Raw genomic sequence first — 20,934 nt, forward strand, 5'->3', positions numbered from 1 at the left:
TCATTCGCCGAGCAGACGTTGCTTTCGCTGGGCGAATTTCTCCGGCGACAGAATGCCCGAGTCCCGCAATTCGACCAGCGCGCGCAGTTCGGCGACGACACCGATGGCTTTCGACTTGTCGGCTTTGCCGAGCTTGACCGAGTCGTCCGGATCTTCGGGCTCTGCTGCCCGCTTGGGCGTTGCGGTGAGATGGGGCCGGGTGGTTCGGCGTTCGGTCCCGACTGGGTTGGTCAAGGCGCCCCCGGCCGCGCCGGCCAGGGCCATCTGGGAGTACGGGAGCTTGGCGGCGGTCGCCATCGGCCCCGCTGCCGCGGAGGCGCTACCGGCTGGTGCCGATACCAGGGTGGCTTCGCGCAATGCCGAGGGAACGGCCGCCGCCCAGGCTCGCGGCACCGACATTCCGCCCAGCGGCATCGCCTTGCCGGTACTGGCCCACGCCGTGCCAGTCCCGGCCAGGCTCGCGGTAGGAACCAAACCGCCTAGGGTGGGCGCGGTTTCACCGATCAGGCCCAGCGCTCCCAGTTCGGCTCCTTCGGGAAGGGCGAGTTCTCCCAGCGTCATCGCCAAGCCGCCGAACGCGCCGCCCAGGCCGATCGCCCCGAACGGCCCGACACTGCCGACCTCGAAAACCGCGCTGATCATGTCGAACAGCAGGCCCGGCGACACCGCACCGTCGCCGGTGTCGGCGGCGGTGTTGGGTACGGGTGCGGTGAAGGTGCGCAGTTGGGTGGCTGCTGCGGCGTTGGTGGCGTAGTCGTACATGGCGGTGGCGTCTTGGGCCCACATTTCGCTGTAGTGGGCTTCGGTGGCGGCGATGGCGGGGGTGTTGTGGCCGAGGAAGTTGGTGGCGATCAGGGTGGCCAGTTGGGCGCGGTTGGCGGCGATGACGGCGGGGGGCACGGTCATGGCGTAGGCGGTTTCGTAGGCGACCGCGGCGGCGGCGGCTTGGGTGCCGGCGTGGCCGGCTTTGGTGGCGGTGGTGCTCATCCAGGTGGCGTAGGGGGTTGCGGCGGCTGCCATGGCTGCTGCGGAGGGCCCTTGCCAGGTTTGGTCGGTGAGTCCGGCGATGATGGTGCGGTAGTTGTTGGCGGCTGATTCGAGTTCGGCGGCCATGGTTTTCCAGGCTGTTGCGGCGGCGCGGATGGGTCCTGAGCCCGCTCCGGTGTACATCAGCCCGGAGTTGACTTCAGGTGGCAGCGCCGCAAAATTCACTGGCCACCCGCCGCCCCGCCGACGAACGTGTCGATGACACGTTCGCGCTGCCGGTGGAATTCCTCGTCACTGAGGACGCCCGCGTCGCGCAGTTCGGCAAGCCCGCGCAGTTCGGCAAGGACCTCCACACCCGTCACGGTGTCTTCCGGCTCCTGGACTGGTTCCGGGTCCGCCTGTTGCGGCGTGGTCACCGACGCGGTAGTCGACGGGGAACGGCGTTCGGCGCCGACGGTGCCGGCCAGCGCCCGGCCGGCCGCGCCGGCCAGAGCCATCTCGGCGAAGGGGAGATCGGCTCGGGCCGCAGTCGCCGCTGCTGAAACAGCGCTGGATTGTGCTGAGAGCAAGGTGATTTCGCGCAGTGCAGCGGGCGCGGTCGCCGCCCAGGCCCGCGGTACCGACAATCCGCCCAGCGGTAACGCTTTGCCCACACCGGCCCAGGGCATTGTCGCTCGGCCGGCACTGACCAGGCCGGCGGAGGGCGCCGTTCCCATGGCGACCGGGCCAATACCCAGGGCACCACCGATGGGCACCGCTTCGCCGAGCAGGCCCAGGCCGCCGGCGGCGCCGAAATCGCCGGTGAAGCCCAGGCCCGCGAACGGCGCCAGGCTGGCTGTTTCGATCGCCAGGCCGCCGAATTCCAGTCCCGCCCCGCCGCCTTCGAAGGGCGCGATGCTGTCCACCTCCAACAGTGCGACCAGGATGTTCAGCAACAAGCCTTCCTCGCCGGCGCCGTCGTACGAGCCGCCCGAAGTGTCCTCGGCGGGTGCGGTGAAGGTGCGCAGTTGGGTGGCTGCTGCGGCGTTGGTGGCGTAGTCGTACATGGCGGTGGCGTCTTGGGCCCACATTTCGCTGTAGTGGGCTTCGGTGGCGGCGATGGCGGGGGTGTTGTGGCCGAGGAAGTTGGTGGCGATCAGGGTGGCCAGTTGGGCGCGGTTGGCGGCGATGACGGCGGGGGGCACGGTCATGGCGTAGGCGGTTTCGTAGGCGACCGCGGCGGCGGCGGCTTGGGTGCCGGCGTGGCCGGCTTTGGTGGCGGTGGTGCTCATCCAGGTGGCGTAGGGGGTTGCGGCGGCTGCCATGGCTGCTGCGGAGGGCCCTTGCCAGGTTTGGTCGGTGAGTCCGGCGATGATGGTGCGGTAGTTGTTGGCGGCTGATTCGAGTTCGGCGGCCATGGTTTTCCAGGCTGTTGCGGCGGCGCGGATGGGTCCTGAGCCCGCTCCGGTGTACATCAGCCCGGAGTTGACTTCAGGTGGCAGCGCTGCAAAATTCATCGGCTACTCCTCGATCGCCGATATCTGACGCTATTTTCGGCCGCTACGACCGGGCAACTCTGCAGCGATGACTCATACGAAACACATATCTGCCGGGCGGGTTTGGTTAACGCGGCGCTGCCAGCGGGGGAACTGCAGTGGAATACAGCCAGGCCTGCCACAACGACTGCAGCGGTTCGCCCGCGTATCCGGCGGCCAGCGCGGTGAAGTCTTCGGTGCCGGCGTTGCCGTGGCGGTAGCGCGACGTCCAGTCGCGCAGCAGGGCGAAGAAAGCATCGTCGCCCAGCCGTCCGCGCAGCAGATGCAGGGTGATCGCGCCGCGTTTGTAGACCCGGTCGTCGAACATGTCGGCAGGCCCGGGATCGGCCAACAGCAGGTCTTGTGGCAGCCCTGCCAGTTGCCGGTGATATCGCCGAGCCAATTGGTCGGCGCTCGGCCCGCCGGAATGCTCGGACCACAGCCATTCGGCGTAGCAGGCGAAGCCTTCGTGCAGCCAGATATCGCTCCAGCGCCGCAACGTGACGCTGTTGCCGAACCACTGGTGGGCCAGCTCGTGGGCGATCAGTCGTGTCGATGCCCCGGTGCCGTCGCAGTGGTTGGCCCCAAAGATCGAAATCCCCTGTGCTTCAAGGGGGATCTCCAAGTTGTCGTCGGTCACCAGCACCGTGTAGCCGGCCGCCAGCGGGTAGGGACCGAACAGCCGAACGAACAGCTCCACCATCTGCGCCTGGTCGGTGAAATCGCGCTCGAACTCGGTCTGCAGCCGGGCGGGCAGCACCGCACGGATTGCCACCGCCGACCCGGGCAGCTGCCGGGTCACGTACCGGCCGATCTGCAGGGTGACCAGATAGGTCGGCGTCGGCTCGGGCTGCTCGTAGGTCCAGGTGGTACGAGTCGCCCGGGTCCGCCGCGATATCAGTTCGCCGTTGGCGACCGCGTAGTAGGGACTGTCGGTGCTGATCTGGATCCGGTAGCTGGCCTTGGCGTAGGGGCGATCGTCACAGGGGAACCACGACGGTGCTCCGTTGGGCTGTCCGGAGACCAGCGCGCCATCGGATAGCTCCTCGAAACCCACTTCACCCCAAAGTGTTTCGCTGGGGCGGGGTGACCCCGCGTACCGGACGACGATCACCAGCGCGGCACCGGGCGGCACCGTGGCGGCCAGCGTGATTCGCAGCTTCGCCGACGAGGTGGCGAACCGGGCGGGGGGGCGACCGTTGACCCACACCTTGGCCACCGACAGTGCGTCGGCAAGGTCCAGGGTGATCTCGCGCAGTGCTACCAAGGCGACTGCGGTGATGGTCGCGGTGCCTGAGAGTCGGTTGCTGCTGACCTTGTACTCCAGGTCGAGCTCGTAGCGCGAGACCCGGTAGCCGCTGTTGCCGCTGCTGGGCAGATAGGGGTCAAGAACAGGCACCGGGGCCTTGGCTGCCTTCGTGGGTTTGCTCATGCCGCGGGCTCCTGGCTCGCGGCGGCCGACGAGCCGCGCTTCTTGCCCGACACCTGCCACGGCGCAATCGGATTGCCCTGCCAGCGGGTCGCCGCCGGCACCTCGTCACCGCGCATCACCAGCGAGGCCGGCCCGACGGTGGCGCCGGCGCCGACCCGGGCCGCGGGCAATGCCACGCAGTTGGGCCCCAGGGTGGCGCCCGCGTCCAGGGTGACGGTGTCCATCTGCATGATCCGGTCGTGGAACAGGTGGGTCTGCACCACGCAGCCGCGGTTCACCGTCGCGCCGGCACCCAGCGTCACCAGGTCGGCTTCGGGCAGCCAGTACGTCTCGCACCACACGCCGCGGCCGATGGTGGCGCCGAGGGCCCGCAACCACAGGTTCATCACCGGGGTGCCGGTCGCGGCCCGGGCGAACCACGGGGCGGCAACGGTTTCGACGAAAGCGTCGGAGACCTCGTTGCGCCACACGAACGACGACCACAGCGGGCGCTGTGACGCCCGGATCCGGCCCACGATCAGCCATTTCGCCACCACCGCGCTGCCGCCGGCCACCGCGCCCGCGGCCAGTAGCGTGACACCGCTGCCCAGCGCGGTCCAGCCGTAGCCGAACCGTGTTGCCCCCCACTGCAACGTGCCCAAAACCGCGGCCCCGATCGCAAAGGTGACCACCACCGGGATCAGCCGGAACGTCTCCATGACGGCGCGCATGATCTTCAGCCGCAGCGGTGGTTCGAAGGTCCGCTCGGCGTCGAGGTCGGCGGCCTTGCGCCGCAGGCGCACCGGCGGGCTGCCCAGCCACGACGAGCCGGTCTTGGCCTTGTGCGGTGCCGTCGACAGCACCGCCACCAAGGAGTTGTCGGGGACCCGCCTGCCCGGCTGGGTGATCCCGGAATTACCCAGGAATGCGCGCTTGCCGATGGTGGCCGGCGCGACGTGGATCCAGCCGCCGCCCAACTCGTAGGAGGCCACCATGGTGTCGTCGGCCAGGAAGGCGCCGTCGGCGATCGTGGTGAACTTCGGGATCACCAGCGCGGTGGAGATCTCGGTACCGTCGCCCACCTTGGCCCCCAGCAATCGCAGCCACCACGGCGTGATCAAGCTGGCGTACACCGGAAAAAGGTAGTCGCGCGCGGCGTCCATCAGACGTTCGGTGGCCCACAGCTGCCAACCCACCCGGCTGCGCACCGGGTGGTAGCCCTCCGTCAGCCCGATCGACAACAACCGCACCCCGATCACGGTCAAGGCGGCGTAGCTGAGCATCGCGATCAGCGCGGCCGGCGGGGTGGCCAGCATCGCCGGCCGGATCGCGTCGGCCAGCGTGGCGCAATCGCGCACCGCCCAGCCGAGCACCGCCAGCCCGACACCTAAAGCCAACAACGGCAAGCCGGCCAGCAGGATCGACGTCAATCCGTACACCGCGGCCCACACCGGGCGCGGCGGCGGCCGGTGATCCGGCCAGGGATGGTGCGCCTTACCGGATTTCACCGCCGGCGAGCCGGTCCAGTACTGGCCCTTCTTCACCTCGCCGACCACACCGGAGCCGGGAGCGACATCGGCGTCCTTGCCGACCGAGGCAGCGGGCAGCAGCGTGGTGCGGGCACCGATGGTGGCGTCGTTGCCGACCGTGACGGGACCGACGTGGAACGTATCGCCGTCGATCCAATGCCCGGTCAGGTCCACCTCCGGCTCGATGGAACACCGGTGGCCCAGCGTCAACATCCCGGTCACCGGCGGGGCGGAGTGCAGATCCACACCCTCGCCGATCTTGTTACCCAGCGCTCGCGCGTAATACACCAGCCACGGTGCGCCGGAAAGATTCTCGGCGCCGCCGGCGGTGGCGAGCCGTTCGGCGATCCAGACCCGAAGGTGCTCGGGACCGCCGCGCCGATAGGTTCCGGGCTGCAGGTTGGAAAGCAGGGCGCGCGCCCCCAGCGCGGCGATGCCCATCCGGCCCAGCGGGGTGACGAACAGCACGAAGGCGGCGATCACCCACCACCAGTCGAGTCGCGCCAGCCAGGGCAACGGGTGCACCGCCGCCACCACGTTGTTGATCAGTGCCAGCCAGGTCACCCACTGCAACCCGGTCAGCGTGGCCAGCGGCACCGACAGCAGCACCTGTGCGGCTTGGGTCTGCCACGGCGTAGGCTCCACCGCGCGGGATGGCCCCTCCGCGCCGGGATCACTGCGGCCCATGTCATCGAGAAAGCCGGCCAAAGAGCCCAGGCGCGGACGGTCGTAGAGCTGGGCGACGGTGGTCTGCGGGTAACGCTGCCGCACGGCGGCCACCAGCTGTGCGGCTTGCAGCGATCCGCCGCCGAGGGCGAAGAAGTCGGCCTGCTCGTCGTCGACCGGGGCGCCCAGCACGTCGCGCCACAGTCCGGCCAGCCAGCCCAGGGTGCTGTCCGGGTCGTCCCCGAGAACTCCGCAGCCGGCCGGGGCACCCGGCTCCGGCCCCACCGGCCACGGCAGCGCCTCGCGGTCCACCTTGCCCGATGTGCGGGTAGGCAGTTCGTCGACCAGCACCAACCGGGGGACCAGCGCCGCGGGCAGCCGCCGGCCCAGCTCGGCGCGGGCGGCTGCGAGGTCGAAGTCCGGATCGGTGCTGACCAGATAGCCGACCAGCAGTGGGGTCCCGGCGGCACTGGTCCGCACCGCCGCCGCGGCGCCGCTGACGCCGGGCAGTGTCACCAGCGCGCTGTCCACCTCGCCCAGTTCGATGCGGCGGCCGCCGACTTTGACCTGGTCATCGGCCCGGCCGCAGAACACCAGTCCGTCGGCGTCCAGCCGCACCAGATCGCCGCTGCGGTAGGCCCGCGGCCATTCCAGGGTGGGCAGCGGCGCGTACTTCTCGGCGTCTCGGTCGGGGTCCAGGTAGCGGCCCAGTCCGACACCGCCGATCACCAGCTCGCCGACTTCGCCGGTGGACACCGGCGCCCCGTCGGGGCCGAGCACGGCCAGGTCCCAACCCAACAGCGGCAGTCCGATCTGAACCGGGCCGGTGCCGTCGAGCTGCGCCGCGCAGGCCACCACGGTGGCCTCGGTGGGGCCGTAGGTGTTCCACACCTCGCGGCCGTCCACTGCCAGCCGAGACACCAGCTCCGGCGGGCAGGCCTCGCCGCCGAAGATCAGCAGCCGTACCGCTTCCAGTGCCTCGGCGGGCCACAGTGCCGCCAGGGTGGGCACGGTGGACACCACGGTCACGTCCCGCGCCACCAGCCACGGGCCCAGATCCATGCCACTGCGCACCAGCGATCGCGGTGCCGGCACCAGGCAGGCGCCGTAGCGCCAGGCCAGCCACATCTCCTCGCAGGACGCGTCGAACGCGACCGACAGTCCGGCCAGTACCCGGTCGCCGGGCCCGATCGGGTTGTCCTGCAAGAACAGCTGAGCTTCGGCGTCGACGAAGGCCGCCGCGTTGCGGTGCGTGATCGCCACGCCCTTCGGGGTGCCGGTCGATCCCGAGGTGAAGATGATCCAGGCGTCGTCGCTGGTCTGCGGTGCCGTGGCCCGCCAGCCGCGGGACGCGCCGGGGCCGCGGGTCAGGCCCTGTTCGGTGATGACCGCCGCGACCTGGGCCTCGTTGAACACCAGCTCGGCGCGCTCGGGCGGATCGTCGGCGTCCACCGGCACGTAGGCCGCGCCGGTGGCCAGCGCGGACAGGATCGCCACGTACAGCGCGTAATTGCCCGACGGCATCCGGATGCCGATGCGATCGCCACGGCCCAGTCCGCGGGCGGCCAGCCACGCGACGCTGTCGGCGATGTCCTCGATCAGCTCGCCATAGGTCAACACCACGTTGCCGTCGTCGATGGCGGGCGCATCGGGGTAGCGGGCAGCGGTCTCTTGCAGGATGTCGATCAGGGTGCGGGGCTGCGGCGCCGAGGAGCCGCGCAGATATTGCGCGGGGACTTGCAGTGAGGGCACGACTGTAGAACGTACCCAGCACGGTCGGGGCGTGCAGCGCGTCACCGTCCGCTCGGCGCGTTGTTCGCGGGCGCTCGGGTCTACCGGCGCCCGCCGAGCCGCGCCAACCGGCGGTGGGCGCCGTAGGCGGCAACACCGACCGCGAAGACCACAAGGCCCGCCAGGACCGAGGTGAGGGGCAGGGCGAAAGCGACAACGACGCAGCCGAGCATGCCGATGATGGGGATCGGGCGCGGGGGACGGCCTTCGGCGGGGGTCAGGGTCCAGGCCGCGGCGTTGGCCACGGCGTAGTAGATCAGGACCGCGAACGAGGAAAAACCGATGGCGCCACGGATATCGGTAGTGGCGGCCAGAACGGCGATTACCAGACCAACGGCGATCTCGGCGCGGTGCGGCACCCCGAACCGGGGATGCACCGCGGTCAAATACGCGGGCAGATACCGGTCACGGGCCATGGCCAGGGTGGTACGCGACACCCCCAGAATCAGGGCGAGCAAGGACCCGGTCGCCGCGAGTACCGCCGCGATCTGGACTGCCACGGCCAGCTTGCCCGCCCCGGCGACCGTCGCCACCTGCACCAGGGGCGCCGAAGCGCCGGCAAGACCTTCTGGGCCAAGAACATTCAGTGCCGCCGTCGCCACCAGCGCGTACACCACCAGGGTGATGGCCAAGGCGATCGGGATCGCGCGCGGAATGGTGCGCGCCGGCTCCCGGACCTCCTCTCCCAAGGTGGCGATGCGGGCGTAGCCGGCGAACGCGAAGAACAGCAGGCCCGCTGCCTGCAGCACCCCCGGGACCGACACCGGCGAGTGGTCGAACCGAAGAGGGGCAAGACCCGGAGTGTCCACGGCGGTCACCACAACCGCTGTCAGGACCACCAGCACCACCGCCACGATCAGCCGGGTCAGCCACGCTGATTTCTGCACGCCCAGCACGTTGATGGCGGTCAGCCCCAGCACCGCCGCCACCGCGATCGCGTGTCCGTGCGCGGGCCACGCGTAGAAACCCACGGTCAATGCCATCGCCGCGCACGACGCGGTCTTACCGACGATGAATCCCCACCCGGCCAGATAGCCAAAGAACGGGCTCAGCCGCTCGCGCCCGTATATGTAGGCACCGCCCGAGGCCGGATACCGTGCGGCAAGCCGCGCCGAGGAAATGGCGTTGCAGTAGGCGATCACCGCTGCCACGACCAGACCGATCAGCATCGCCGCACCGGCCGCCCGTGCCGCAGGCGCCAACGCCACGAAAATTCCGGCACCGAGCATCGAGCCCAGTCCAATCGTCACCGCGTCGAACATGCCCAGCTGCCGGCGCAGCTCGCCGGAATTGCGCTGCCGGTCAGGTGTGGCGTGATCCTCCATCAACCCAGCCCACTGTCGCTATCGCGGCGCGAGGTAGCCGACCGGGCCGACGGCGATGCAGACCGACAGCGCTGCGGTGTCGGCGCGCGCGGACACGTTGTGCCCGGCGCCCGGCAGCCGCACGAAGACACGGTTGAGGCCCGGTCGCACTCGGACCCGCACGTCGGGGCCATCGGACAATGACAACGTCATCGCACCGTCGACGTTGGCCAGATAGTTGATCTCGGCGGTCCAGTCCGCGGGCAACAGCGGGCCGTCGAGTGCCAGTGTTGCCGGCAGGTCCGGTTGCACCAGATACCCACAGCGGGGCACCGGTCCGGCCACCAGGGAGCGCACCCACGTCACCTGGGCGTCGGTCACCGTTCCCGAGTTGGTCAGCATCCGCAACTGCGTTGTCGCCGAGGCGAACTCGGGACGGTCACGAAGTAGGGCGAACATGTGGCTGGCCAGGTTCTCCGGGTAGACGACCCGCTGCAGCACCAGCGGGTCGACCTCCTGATCCAGCATCGGCGCGTCGGAGGCGGCGTGGGCGGCGGCCAGGCCGTGCCGGGCGTTCTGCAGATACGCGCGAGCCGGATCGTCCCGCCAACAGGTCAAGAACGTCACCGTCGAGTACAGGCTGCTCGCAGTGAACGCGACCGCCAGGCCGGTCACCGCCACGGTGCGCGGGCGGGCGGCGTCCAGCCACCGCGACGAGTCCCGGTTGGGGGCGCACAACCCGACGGCCCCCAGGATCGCGAGCACCACGACGAGGTCGGCCAGGTAGCGCAGGGTTTGGGCCAGTTCTAACGCGGTGAACGCCGAGGACCGCATCAGATAGATCGGCACCTGGCAGGCCGCCGCGTAGCCGGCCGCAGCCAGCCACACCGGGGCCAAGCGGTGCTTGCGCGCCAGCGACACCGCCACCAGCGCGGCCAGCACCAGAGCGCCGAGTGCCATCACCACCGGCCCCGGCAGCGCCCACGGCGAGGCCGGTGCCCAGCGTGCCCACGTCCAAGGGCCGCCGGCCAGGCTCGGGACGATGCCGTGGGTGATCGAGCGCAGCAGCAGGTCGCGGGTCATCTCGAGATCGAAACTCCACCGCTTCTGATTGACCACCGCCAGATAGACCCCGATCCATCCCGCGGTCACCGCCAGCATCGCCGTCCACATCCGGGAACCGGCCCGCCACGTCCCGGCGATCGCGCTGGTCAGCGGCGATCCGCAGACGTACCCCAGCAGCGCCACTACCGCGAACGCGACGAACGGGATCACCGCAGACTTCTCGAAGAACAGCAAGCCGCCCAGGTAGGTCAGCGTGGCGGTGTACGCATAGCGCCGGTTGCCGGTGCGCGCCAACAGGATCGCGTCGGCGCACACCCAGGCCATCGCGGCGCACAGCGGAAGGGAGTTCAGCGCCGCCGACCACCAGGCGAAGGCCGGCAGGCCCAGCGGAGTCCACAACGCGAAGGTCAGCGGCACCAGCAGCACCGGCCGCCAGCCCAGGATCACCCACAGCACGCGCAGCAGTGCGCAGGACGACAACAGCTGCAGCACCACCAGGCTGACCGCCGGCGCCGCCCACTGCAGCGGCCACAGCTTGGCCAGCGCCCCGGCCACCAGGAACGCGCCCGGCATCACATGACCGTCGTGGTCGTCGAACAGGTATGCCGGCGACCACAGCGGATGGGTGCCCGCCCGGCCGACCAGGATCAGGTCGTCCCAGTAGAAGTAGCCCCCGAACGCCACCACCGCCCGCACTACCAACTGGGCGGCGATCAGCGCCAGCGCCGCCCAACAGACCCAGGGCAGGGCGGCAGTCCGGGTGCGCATGGGTCTTTCTTACCTGTCGGTATGGTGGGCCGGTGCGAGCACTGGTCACCGGGGCAGCCGGATTCATCGGATCGACGCTGGTCGACCGCCTGCGGGCGGACGGACACCAGGTAGTCGGGTTGGACAATTTCGCGACCGGGCGTGCCGGCAACATCGAGCACCTGGCCGACGACGCCGACTTCAGCTTCGTCGAGGCCGACATCGTCTCCGCCGACCTGAACGCGATCGTGGCCCAACACCGACCCGAGGTGATCTTTCACCTGGCCGCCCAGATCGACGTGCGCCACTCGGTGGCCGACCCGGTCTTCGACGGCTCGGTGAACGTCATCGGGACCATCCGGGTCGCCGACGCCGCGCGCGCCGCGGGGGTGCGCAAGATCGTGCACACCTCCTCGGGCGGGTCGATCTACGGCACCCCGCCGCGCTATCCGACCGGTGAGGACGTCCCCACTGATCCGGCGTCGCCCTATGCCGCCGGCAAGGTGGCCGGTGAGATCTACCTCAACACCTATCGCCACCTCTACGGGCTGCAGTGTTCGGCCATCGCGCCGGCCAACGTCTACGGCCCCCGCCAGGACCCGCACGGCGAGGCCGGGGTGGTGGCGATCTTCGCCCAGGCGCTGCTGGAGGGCCGGCCCACCAAGGTGTTCGGGGACGGATCCAACACCCGCGACTACGTATTCGTCGACGACGTGGTGGACGCCTTCGTGCGGGCCTCGGGGGAGCACGGCGACGGGCAGCGGTTCAACGTCGGTACCGGCGTGGAAACCTCGGACCGGCAACTGCATTCGGCGGTGGCCGCCGCGGTCGGAGCGCCCGACGACCCGGAGTTCCACCCGGCCCGGCTCGGCGATTTGCGACGCTCCTGCCTGGACATCGAGCGGGCGCAACAAGTACTGGGATGGAGCCCGCAGGTCGGGTTGGACGACGGCGTGACACGCACCGTCGCATATTTCCGGCAGATGAAGACCACCTGAAGTTTGTGGCATACTGGCCGGTCGGAGGGGAGTATTCCCCAATTCGCAGTGTCGTCATCACGTCGCCCGTCATCGGGTGACCGGGGCTGTGGGCCGGGCAACCGGCGGAAGAGACCTCCAGCGCTGCAATAACGCTGGAGGCAATCCATGGATGTGTTCGCAATCGGTCGTTTCGGACTGGACGCCGTCGGCGCCGTCGCATCGGCCAGCCTGGACCTGGCCGCCATCCCGCTGCGCGAAGGCGCCAAGATCCTGGCCGGTGAGCCCTCCGATCTGACCAGCCGCCGCAGCTGGCGCGGCGCCGGACGGGCCTGGATCGAGGTGCACGGGCTCGACGACCCCGACGGCGTGGACATCGGTGCCGAGGTTCTCGAAGCCCTGCGGGCCGAGCCCGGTGTCACCTCGGTGCGGCTGAACCGACCACTGTCCCGGGTGGTCGTCGAGATCGGCGACCACGTTTCGCTGGCCGATCTGTGCGCCAAGGTGGAAGCCCTGGAAAAGGAAGCAAAGAATGCCGAATTGACCGAAACCGCGGCGCTGCCGGGCGACGGACTGCTGCTCGCCACCAAGGGCGCGATGGTGGGCGCCAACGCGGTCGGTCTGGCGATCGCGACCCTGGGCAGCGCGATGCGCCTGCCCGCCGCGCCCAAGATCTTCGACGCCGCGGCGTCGGTGGCCCGCTATCAGCCGCTGGTCCGCAGCGCGCTGGAAAGCCGGATCGGCCCGGCCAAGACCGAGAGGGTGCTTTCCCTGGTCTCGCTCGGGTCGCACGTCATCACCATGTCCCCGGCGATTCTGGCGGTGGACCTGATGGTGGAGGGGCTGAAAGCCTCCGAGACCCGCGCCGGGGCGCTGGCCTGGAACCGCTACGAGCCGGAGCTGGCCCGCTACGCGGACCATCCGGACGTGCACCCCTCTGCGCGACCTGTCCCGCGGCCGGCCGGTGCGGCCGAGCGCTACCTGAAGCGCACCGCGGTGGCGCAGGTGGTGGCGGCCGGGGCGGTGGGCGCGCTGACCCGCAATCTGGACATGACCTCGAGTGCGATCCTGGCCACCTCGCCGAAGGCGGTGCGCACCAGTTGCGAATCGTTCGCCGCGACTCTCGGGCAGGGGCTGGCGGACACGCACGGAGTGCTCCCGCTGCGGCCGGACAGCCTGCGCCGCCTCGACAAGATCGACACCGTGGTCATCGACCCGCGGGCGCTGACCGGTGAGCAACGCCGGGTGGTGCAGATCCGCGGCGCGAGCGAGCACGAGCTGCCGAAAGCCTGGAACAGCGCGCAGAGCCTGCTTGACAAGCCCGGACTGCGTCCGGGCTGGCACCGGGTTCCCGGGATGACAGTCCGCGGGTCGGCCCGCAAGGAGCCGGTGGACGCGCTGATCTTGCCCGCGCACCACGCGCTGGCGTCGGCGGTGGTGCTCGAAGGGCGTGCCGCGGGCGTTGAGCTGGTCACGGTGGACACCGAGATCCTCGGTGAGCTGCGCCCCGGCTTCGATGACATCCGCCCGGTCTCCGGCGACGATCTGGACGCCGCGCTGGCCGCGGCCGTGACCGACCTGCAGCAGGCCGGCCGGACCGTCGCGGTGCTGTCCACCTCGGCGGCGCAGGCGCTGGCGTCGGCGGATCTGGCGCTGGGTGTGATGCCGACCAGCGAGCACGCCGACACCCCACCACCCTTTTATGCCGACCTGTTGCTGGCTGACCTGGCCGGAGCATGGCAGGTGCTGCGCGCGCTGCCGGCCGCCCGGTCAGCCACCGAGCGCGGGGTGGCGATCTCGATCGGCGCGTCGTCTATCGCCGGGCTGCTGCTGGTCCGCGGGGTCCGGGCGACCATCCCGGGGGTCGGGGCGGGGCAGAGCCGCGGTCCGGGGCCGGTGACCGTTGGTGCCGGCGCCGGAATGCTCTCGGGGTATCTGCTGGCCCGCCGGGTGCTGCGGGCGCACGCACCGAAGCCGGCCCCGGCCTACGAGTGGCACGCCATGACGGTCGAGCAGGCGCGCGAGCTGTTGACGCCGGACGCGGTGACGCCGCTTGCCGAACGCGCGCCGGTCGACACGGAAACCCAAGGCATGTTCTGGCCGTACTTCCACGCCGTGCGTGAGGAGTTGTCCGACCCGATGACGCCGATCCTGGCGCTGTGCTCGGCGGCGACTGCCATGCTGGGTTCGCCGATCGACGCGGTGATGGTGGGTACGGTGCTCACCGGAAACGCCATGCTGGCCGCCTACCAGCGGCTGCGGGCCGAGAGCCGCCTGAACATCTTGCTGGCCCAGCAGGCCCCGCCCGCCCGGGTCGTGCAGATGGGTGCCGACGGAACACCGAATTACCACGAGATCGTCGCCGAGCAATTGTTGCCCGGTGACCTGATCGAGGTGCGTAGCAACGAGGTGGTGCCCGCTGACGCGCGCGTCATCGAGGTGTCCGACCTCGAGGTCGACGAGTCCGCGTTGACCGGCGAATCGCTGTCGGTCGGCAAGCAGCTCGACCCGACTCCCGGCGCCGAACTGGCCGAGCGCAGCTCCATGCTCTACGCGGGCACCACGGTGATCGCCGGCAAAGCGCTGGCGATGGTGACCGCGGTGGGTGCCGACACCCAGGCCCGCCGGGCCTCCGAACTGGCCTCCGGCGAGCTGCCCGAGGTCGGTCTGCAGCACCACCTGTCCCAGCTGATGTACCGGACCTTCCCCTACAGCGCCGCCGGTGGTGTGGCGGTCGGTGCGCTCGGCCTGCTGCGCCAGGGCGGGCTGCGCGTCGCGCTCGGCAACGCGATCGCGGTCGCGATCGCCGCCGTCCCGGAGGGCATGCCGTTGATGGCCACCCTGGCCCAGCATGCGTCGTCGCAGCGGTTGAGCAAAACCGGTGCGCTGGTGCGGATCCCGCGGTCGGTGGAGGCACTCGGCCGGGTCGACGTGGTCTGCTTCGACAAGACCGGAACGCTGTCCGAGAACCGGCTGCGGGTCGCCACGGTGCGCCCGCTCGCGGGGTATTCCGACGAGGACGTGCTGGGCACCGCCGCGCAGGCGGCGCCGGCCCCCGACGGTGCGGCCCACGCGCACGCCACCGACCAGGCCATCGTGGAAGGCGCGGCGGCCGCGGCCGGTTCCCGGCCGTGGATCGAACCCGACGCGCACCTGCCGTTCCGCTCCGGGCGAGCCTTCTCGGCATCGGTGCTGGGATCGGAGCTGCTGGTCAAGGGGGCACCGGAAGTGGTGCTGGGAGCCTGCAAGAACGCCGGCGCCGCGGTCGAGCAGCAGGTGGCCGCGATGGCGGCCCAGGGGCTGCGGGTGATCGCGGTCGCCCAGGGCAAGCTGACCGCCGGCCAGGTGCGGGCCGTGCAGGAAGATTCCGACCGTCTCTCGGAGGTCAGCGCCGCCGGGCTGACGCTGATCGGGTTCCTCGGCCTGGCCGACACACCCCGGGCCGACGCTCCGCAGCTGCTGGCCGATCTGGCCGCCCGCGGCGTCGACATCCGGATGATCACCGGCGACCACCCGATCACGGCCACCGCGATCGCCGCCGAGATGGGTGTGACCGTAGCCGCCGAGCAGGTGATCACCGGCTCGGAGTGGAATGCGTTGAACCGCAAGGAACAAGAGCGCGTGGTCTGCGAGCGGGTGATCTTCGCCCGGATGTCACCGGAGAACAAGGTGCAGATCGTCCAGACCCTGGAGCGCGCCGGCCGAGTGTCGGCGATGGTCGGGGACGGTGCCAACGACGCCGCCGCGATCCGGGCCGCCACGGTGGGGCTGGGTGTCGTTGCGCACGGCAGCGACTCGGCGCACGCCACCGCAGACGTGGTGCTGACCGACGGCAAGATCGGCGCTCTGGTCGACGCGATCGACGAGGGCCGGCGACTGTGGCGGGGCGTGCAACTGGCGATCTCCGGGCTGCTGGGCGGCAATGCCGGCGAAGTGATGTTCTCGGTGATCGGCACTGCGATCACCGGGAATTCACCGCTGAACACCCGGCAGTTGCTGTTGATGAACACCCTGACTGACGCACTGCCGGCCACCGCCGTGGCGGTGAGCACGCCGGCCGGCCCGATCGGTGACGCGGTGCCCGGACTCGACGAGGGCAAACTGTGGCGTGCGGTGGCGTTCCGCGGCGGTGTCACCGCCGCGGCGGGCACCGCCGCCTGGGCGATGGCCTCAGCAACCGGTTTGCCGCAGCGGGCCGCAACGGTGGCGCTGATCTCGCTGGTGACCACCGAACTCGGTCAGACCGTGGTCGACTCGCGGGCGCCGATGGTGCTGGCGACCGCGGCCGGATCGTTCGCGCTGTTCGCGGCGATAGTCTCCACCCCCGGAGTCAGCCAGCTGTTGGGTTGCACGCCGGTCGGCCCGATCGGCTGGGCGCAGGGTCTCGGCACGGCCGCGGCGGCCACCGCCGCGGTGGCCGTGGCGAGCAGGTTCTCGACCCCGGCTAAGGAGATCGCTGCCCCGGCCAAGGAGATTGCGGCCCCCGCCAAGGCGGTGGCGGCGGTCCCGGCGAAGAAGGCCCCGGCTGCCAAGAAGGCCCCGGCTGCCAAGAAGGCCGCGGCTGCCAAGAAGGCCGCGGTCAAGAAGGCCCCGGCGAAGAAGGCCCCGGCTGCCAAGAAAGCTCCGGCTGCCAAGAAGGCCCCCGCCGAGAAGGCCGTGCCGGCCAAGAAGGCACCGGCCAAAAAGGCCGCCGCGAAGAAGTCTTCCGCCAAGCTAGAGCTGGTGCGCTGAGGCTGTCCCGTTACGCCGGCTGAAGCACCGACACCTGCGAAAGCGGTCGTTTGGATGCGCGAACTCGCGCCTCGAGCAGCCCGGCGCGCCAGAGCACCGCGTACAACTCGACCATCGGCACTGTCAGCAGTGCCGCTGTGGCGTCGGCCAGAGGTTCTGCCAGGATGTCGGTCCCCCGCATACCTGCAACGGTGAGGGCTCGAATCGGACGAGCGGCAAACCCGTTGTTACCACAGGGACAACTGTTGCCGAATTACTGTGTTTCAGGCGGTTCCAGCTTCGCCTCTCCTGCGTCGAGCCTCGCTAAACCGCCGGTTCGGCCGGCTCGGGTGGTTGGGCTTGCCCGAGCGCTATCACCCGTGCCAGCCGGGCATAGCGCAGCTCCAGATCGCGGAATCGCATGTAGGTGCTCAGTGTGGTGAACGCGAAAACCATGATCAGCACGTACAGCATCAAATCGGTACCGCGGCGCACCCCGAGCCAGTTGGCCAGCACGGTGGTGTCGTCGGGACGCAGCACCGCATAGATACCGGCCACCACGAACACCAGGTAGCCGACTTTCACCCAAGCCCGCGACTGGGCGGATCGTCGCGACAGCAGCAGGTAGATCAGCAGCACCAGCACCGCCGCGATCAACAGCACCTTGATCCAATTCACTGAAAAACGATCCTATTCATTGAATGGCGATCCTGTTCATCGCGACATCCTCTTGCGTAGCAACCCGTCGAAAAGGATGTTGACGCCGTTGAGCAGCGGCTGACCCTTCGACTTCGAGTAGTCGGTGTAGAGCACCTCGACCGGCTCTTCCCCTACTCGCCAGCGGTTCTCGGCGATCAGGGCGATGAACTCCCCGGCGTGGCTCATGCCGTTCATGGTGAGGTCGAGTCGATCGGCGACCCGCCGGTTGAACACCCGCAGACCGTTGTGGGCGTCAGAGAGCCCGAGCCGGCGGATCCGCGGGTTGAGCAACACGGCGGCCCGCAGCACCACTCGTTTGAGCGGAGGCACCGACGCGGCAGCTTCGGGTGCGCCGAACCGCGTGCCGATAACGATGTCGAGGTCGGTGGCGTCGAGACGGTCGATCATGCGCACCAGATCGGCCACCCGGTGCTGGCCGTCGGCGTCAAAGGTGGCGAACAGCCGGGCGCCGGGCTGGCGGCGGGCGAACTCGACCCCGGTCTGGATGGCCGCTCCCTGGCCGAGGTTGACCGGATGGCGCACGACATAGGCGCCCGCACGTCGGGCTGTGACGGCGGTGTCGTCGGCGCTTCCGTCGTCCACACAGACCACGTAGTCGAAAACCGAACGGATCCCTGCGATCACGTCACCGATGACGGTCGCCTCGTTGAACGCCGGGACGATGATCCAGACATCGGGGTAGCGGGTATCGATGGTTTAGAAAATACACGCCCGTCCGGCTTAGGAATCGGTGCGCAACGCGGCCAGATGCACGGCGATTCCCACCAGCGGACCGCACAGCAGGGCCACCACGGTCCTGGTGGGCAGGTCCAGCGGGAGCAGCAGGAGCAGCGTCGAGGCCACCGTGGCACCCACCCAGCCCAGCGCGTAGGCGCGATGCAGTGCCGCGGCGACGGTCGCTGCCCCGGTCAGCGTCAGCAGCGCGATCGCGGTGGCCGCCGTGGTCAGTCCGGCCAACAGCAGCCCGTCGGCGCGGTAATCCGGGCCGAACACCGTGCGCAGCAGCCACGGGCCGAGCAGGCCCGCCGCCACCGCGCCGGCCGCGCCCAGCGCGGCAACGGCGGCGGCCGGCGTGCTCAGCGCCCGCAGTCGGCGACCGCGTTGGTCGACGAAGTGCGCGATCAGGTTGCCCTGCATGGCGGTCAGCGGCACCAGCAGCGGCGCGCGGGTCACCGTGACCGCCAAGATCACCACACCGCCCGCGGCGCCCAATTCGCCGTAGGTGGCCTGCAACAGCACCGGAAAACCCATCACCAGGATCGCGCTTGCCCCGGCGGCGGTAATCGAATGCGCCGCACCGCGCAGGAACTCCGCTGTGCTCACCGGAGTCAGCAGTCGCGCCGCCGAGCGGGCCGCGGGCGAGGCGGCCAGCAGCAGCAGCCAGGCCAGCGCGCCGGCCACGGTGGCCCACAAGAACCCGAGCAGGCCCCAGCCGATGACGAACGTCGCGGTGGCCACCGCCACCCGAATGGCCGCATCGGTCACCATCAGGGCGCCGTACTGCGTCCACCGGTTGGCGCCGGCCAGCACGCCGAGCAACGTGGCGTGCACCGCGAAGTTGGCCAGACCGAAGCACAGCAGCCCCACCGACAGCCAGCGCGCCTCGACGAACACGTGGCCGCTCCACAGTGGCGAACTGGCGGCAACCACACCGGCCGCCACCAGCCCGGTCAGCCCGGCAACCCGCAGCGGGCGAGTGTGCGCGGTGGCGGAGGGCCCGGCCTCGGATTCGCCGGCGCGCCGGACTTCCCTGGTGGTCTCCTGCAGCAGGCCGTTGGCGGCGCCGTTGACCAGGCCGAAGGCGCCCCAGAAGACGCCGAACACCGAGAAACCTGCCGGATCCAGGTCGCGTGCCGCCAGGTACAGCACCGCGTAGCCGCAGAGGGCGCTGAGCAGGGTTGCGGTGCCGACCCGGGCCATACTGGCTCGGGCGACGGGGCCCGTGGCCACCCCACGAGGGAACCCGGGGGATCCGGTACCACCGACATCGGTCACCACGGCGAAAATACTAAGCGGGTCGCGGGGTACGGTCGGTCAGCCCGCTGAACTGACTCGACGACCGGAGGCTCCCCGATGGACCCGTCGCTGTGGGAATGGCTGGTGACATTCGCGGGCCTGGGCGCGGTGCTCGGTTTCGACCTTTTCCTGGTGGCCCGCCGCGTACACGAGCCCACGATGCGCGAGGTCGCGATCCGGCTGTCGTGCTACATCGGGCTGGCGGTGGCATTCGGCGTCTGGGTGTGGCATTTTCACGGCGCAAAGTACGGGATGCAGTTCTACGCGGGCTGGCTGACCGAGTACAGCCTGTCGGTGGACAACCTGTTCGTGTTCGTGATCATCATGAACAGCTTCAACGTGCCCAAGAAGTACCGCCAGGAGGCGCTGTTCGTCGGCATCATCCTTGCGCTGTCGTTCCGGGCGGTGTTCATCGCGCTGGGCGGAGTCGCCGTGCAGCGGCTGTCGTGGACGTTCTATGTTTTCGGCGCATTCATGGCCTACACCGCGATCAAACTCCTGCGCCACGAGGACCCGACCGGTGAGGGTGCGGGCGAGGGCGGCAACAACGCCGTGGTGAGGTTTGCACGCACCCACTTCAACGCCACTGATCGGTGGGCCGGCGTGCGGTTCTTCGTCCGGGACAACGCCGGGGCGTGGGCCGTCACCCCGATGTTTCTGGTCGCGCTCGCGTTGGGCACCACCGATCTGGTGTTCGCGATGGACTCCATCCCGGCCATCTACGGGCTGACTCGCCAGCCCTACCTGGTGTTCACCGCCAACGTGTTCGCCCTGATGGGGCTGCGGCAGTTGTTCTTCATCCTCGGCAAGCTGCTGAGCCGGCTGGTGTATCTGTCGCAGGGGCTGGCGGTGATCCTGGGCTTCATCGGGGTGCGGATGGTGTTGCACGCGCTGCGCACCAACGACGTCTGGTTCATCAACGGGGGCCGCAACTTCAACGTCCCGGAGATTCCGACCCCGGTCAGTCTGGGGGTGGTGGTGGGGGTGTTGCTGCTGACGACGGGTGCGAGCCTGTACCGGACCCGCGGATCGACCTCAGTGGAGTGAGAAGACCGGAATGGACGGCGCCGCGATCCGCAGTTCGTCGTCGCTGGAATCCGGCGTCAGCCCCGCCACGTAACCCTTGACCTGCCAGTACCACCGTTGTAGATACCGCCGCAGCACCGCCGGCTTGTCATCGTCGGCCACCTCGCTGACCCGGGCTGGCCTCGGACGCCACCGCGGCCCGATCTGGATTTCGCCGGCGGCGCGCACATTGCGCACCCACTCGGTGTTGCCGCGCGGCGACACCAGGTAGTCCACCCCGTCGACGGTCAGGAGATTGATCACGACGCCGCGGCGCTTGCCGCTCTTGCGGCCTCGTACGGACAGGGCGCGGGTGCCGGCAATGCTGATCCCTGCCTCGGCCAGCTTGCGGATCAGTGCGTTGGCCAATCGGGCGGCTGCATTGGGTCGGTCGTATCCGGCGGCCATGGGTCGTCCCCCTTAGCGGAAGTT

13 protein-coding genes and 2 pseudogenes are annotated in these 20,934 nt (G+C 69.8%); 4 read left to right on the forward strand and 11 right to left on the reverse strand.

All coding sequences use genetic code 11. From position 1 onward, the window contains the following. The 6 genes from ACJH5R_RS18620 to ACJH5R_RS18645 form a co-directional block, all read right to left on the reverse strand. A complete protein-coding gene (locus ACJH5R_RS18620; protein WP_406782557.1) occupies nucleotides 1–1,212 on the reverse strand; it encodes a PPE family protein, SVP subgroup in 1,212 nt (403 codons plus the stop codon). Then, a complete protein-coding gene (locus ACJH5R_RS18625) occupies nucleotides 1,209–2,483 on the reverse strand; it encodes a PPE family protein, SVP subgroup (RefSeq protein WP_406782558.1) in 1,275 nt (424 codons plus the stop codon). The genes ACJH5R_RS18620 and ACJH5R_RS18625 overlap by 4 nt, the downstream gene beginning before the upstream one ends. Nucleotides 2,484–2,589: 106 nt before the next feature. Further along, a complete protein-coding gene (locus ACJH5R_RS18630) occupies nucleotides 2,590–3,933 on the reverse strand; it encodes a M1 family metallopeptidase (RefSeq protein WP_406782559.1) in 1,344 nt (447 codons plus the stop codon). Beyond that, entirely contained in the window at nucleotides 3,930–7,859 is a 3,930-nt protein-coding gene (locus ACJH5R_RS18635) for a Pls/PosA family non-ribosomal peptide synthetase (protein WP_406782560.1), read from the reverse strand. The genes ACJH5R_RS18630 and ACJH5R_RS18635 overlap by 4 nt, the downstream gene beginning before the upstream one ends. 80 nt (nucleotides 7,860–7,939) lie before the next feature. Next, nucleotides 7,940–9,223, reverse strand: a complete 1,284-nt coding sequence (locus tag ACJH5R_RS18640) for an APC family permease (RefSeq protein ID WP_406756885.1) — start codon at nucleotides 9,221–9,223, stop codon at nucleotides 7,940–7,942. 18 nt (nucleotides 9,224–9,241) lie between these two features. Then, nucleotides 9,242–11,035 (reverse strand): hypothetical protein, encoded by a 1,794-nt coding sequence (locus ACJH5R_RS18645; protein WP_406756886.1) that lies wholly within the window; start codon nucleotides 11,033–11,035, stop codon nucleotides 9,242–9,244. A 32-nt stretch (nucleotides 11,036–11,067) separates the two neighbouring features. On the opposite strand from ACJH5R_RS18645, the gene ACJH5R_RS18650 reads away from it, so the two are divergent. The 3 genes and pseudogenes from ACJH5R_RS18650 to ACJH5R_RS18660 all read left to right on the forward strand — a co-directional run. Next, on the forward strand, nucleotides 11,068–12,012 hold the full coding sequence (locus ACJH5R_RS18650) for an NAD-dependent epimerase/dehydratase family protein (RefSeq protein WP_406756887.1): 945 nt from the start codon (nucleotides 11,068–11,070) through the stop codon (nucleotides 12,010–12,012). Between the two features lie 2,184 nt (nucleotides 12,013–14,196). Next, a pseudogene (locus ACJH5R_RS18655) lies at nucleotides 14,197–16,404 on the forward strand (cation-translocating P-type ATPase); the annotation flags it as partial. 177 nt (nucleotides 16,405–16,581) lie between these two features. After that, nucleotides 16,582–16,689: pseudogene (locus ACJH5R_RS18660) on the forward strand (hypothetical protein); the annotation flags it as partial. Nucleotides 16,690–16,732: 43 nt separating this feature from the next. Here the strand turns inward: ACJH5R_RS18660 and ACJH5R_RS18665 are convergent. From ACJH5R_RS18665 to ACJH5R_RS18680, 4 genes are all read right to left on the reverse strand, one after another. Continuing rightward, nucleotides 16,733–16,903: an Rv1535 domain-containing protein gene (locus ACJH5R_RS18665; protein WP_406782561.1), complete on the reverse strand. Its 171-nt coding sequence runs from the start codon at nucleotides 16,901–16,903 to the stop codon at nucleotides 16,733–16,735. A 122-nt stretch (nucleotides 16,904–17,025) separates the two neighbouring features. After that, a complete protein-coding gene (locus tag ACJH5R_RS18670) occupies nucleotides 17,026–17,379 on the reverse strand; it encodes a DUF2304 domain-containing protein (RefSeq protein ID WP_406756889.1) in 354 nt (117 codons plus the stop codon). Between the two features lie 36 nt (nucleotides 17,380–17,415). After that, a complete protein-coding gene (locus ACJH5R_RS18675) occupies nucleotides 17,416–18,114 on the reverse strand; it encodes a glycosyltransferase family 2 protein (protein WP_406756925.1) in 699 nt (232 codons plus the stop codon). 27 nt (nucleotides 18,115–18,141) lie between these two features. After that, nucleotides 18,142–19,341, reverse strand: coding sequence for a hypothetical protein (locus tag ACJH5R_RS18680; protein WP_406756926.1), 1,200 nt, complete (start codon nucleotides 19,339–19,341; stop codon nucleotides 18,142–18,144). Between the two features lie 153 nt (nucleotides 19,342–19,494). Between ACJH5R_RS18680 and ACJH5R_RS18685 the strand changes: the two genes are divergently transcribed. Continuing rightward, a complete protein-coding gene (locus ACJH5R_RS18685; RefSeq protein WP_406756890.1) occupies nucleotides 19,495–20,484 on the forward strand; it encodes a TerC/Alx family metal homeostasis membrane protein in 990 nt (329 codons plus the stop codon). On the opposite strand, the gene ACJH5R_RS18690 is transcribed toward ACJH5R_RS18685, so the two are convergent. Next, a complete protein-coding gene (locus ACJH5R_RS18690; protein ID WP_406756891.1) occupies nucleotides 20,473–20,910 on the reverse strand; it encodes a nitroreductase/quinone reductase family protein in 438 nt (145 codons plus the stop codon). The genes ACJH5R_RS18685 and ACJH5R_RS18690 overlap by 12 nt on opposite strands. Between the last annotated feature and the right edge of the window lie 24 nt (nucleotides 20,911–20,934).

Origin of the sequence: Mycobacterium sp. SMC-19, from assembly GCF_045310815.1 — a bacterium.
Lineage (GTDB): Bacteria > Actinomycetota > Actinomycetes > Mycobacteriales > Mycobacteriaceae > Mycobacterium.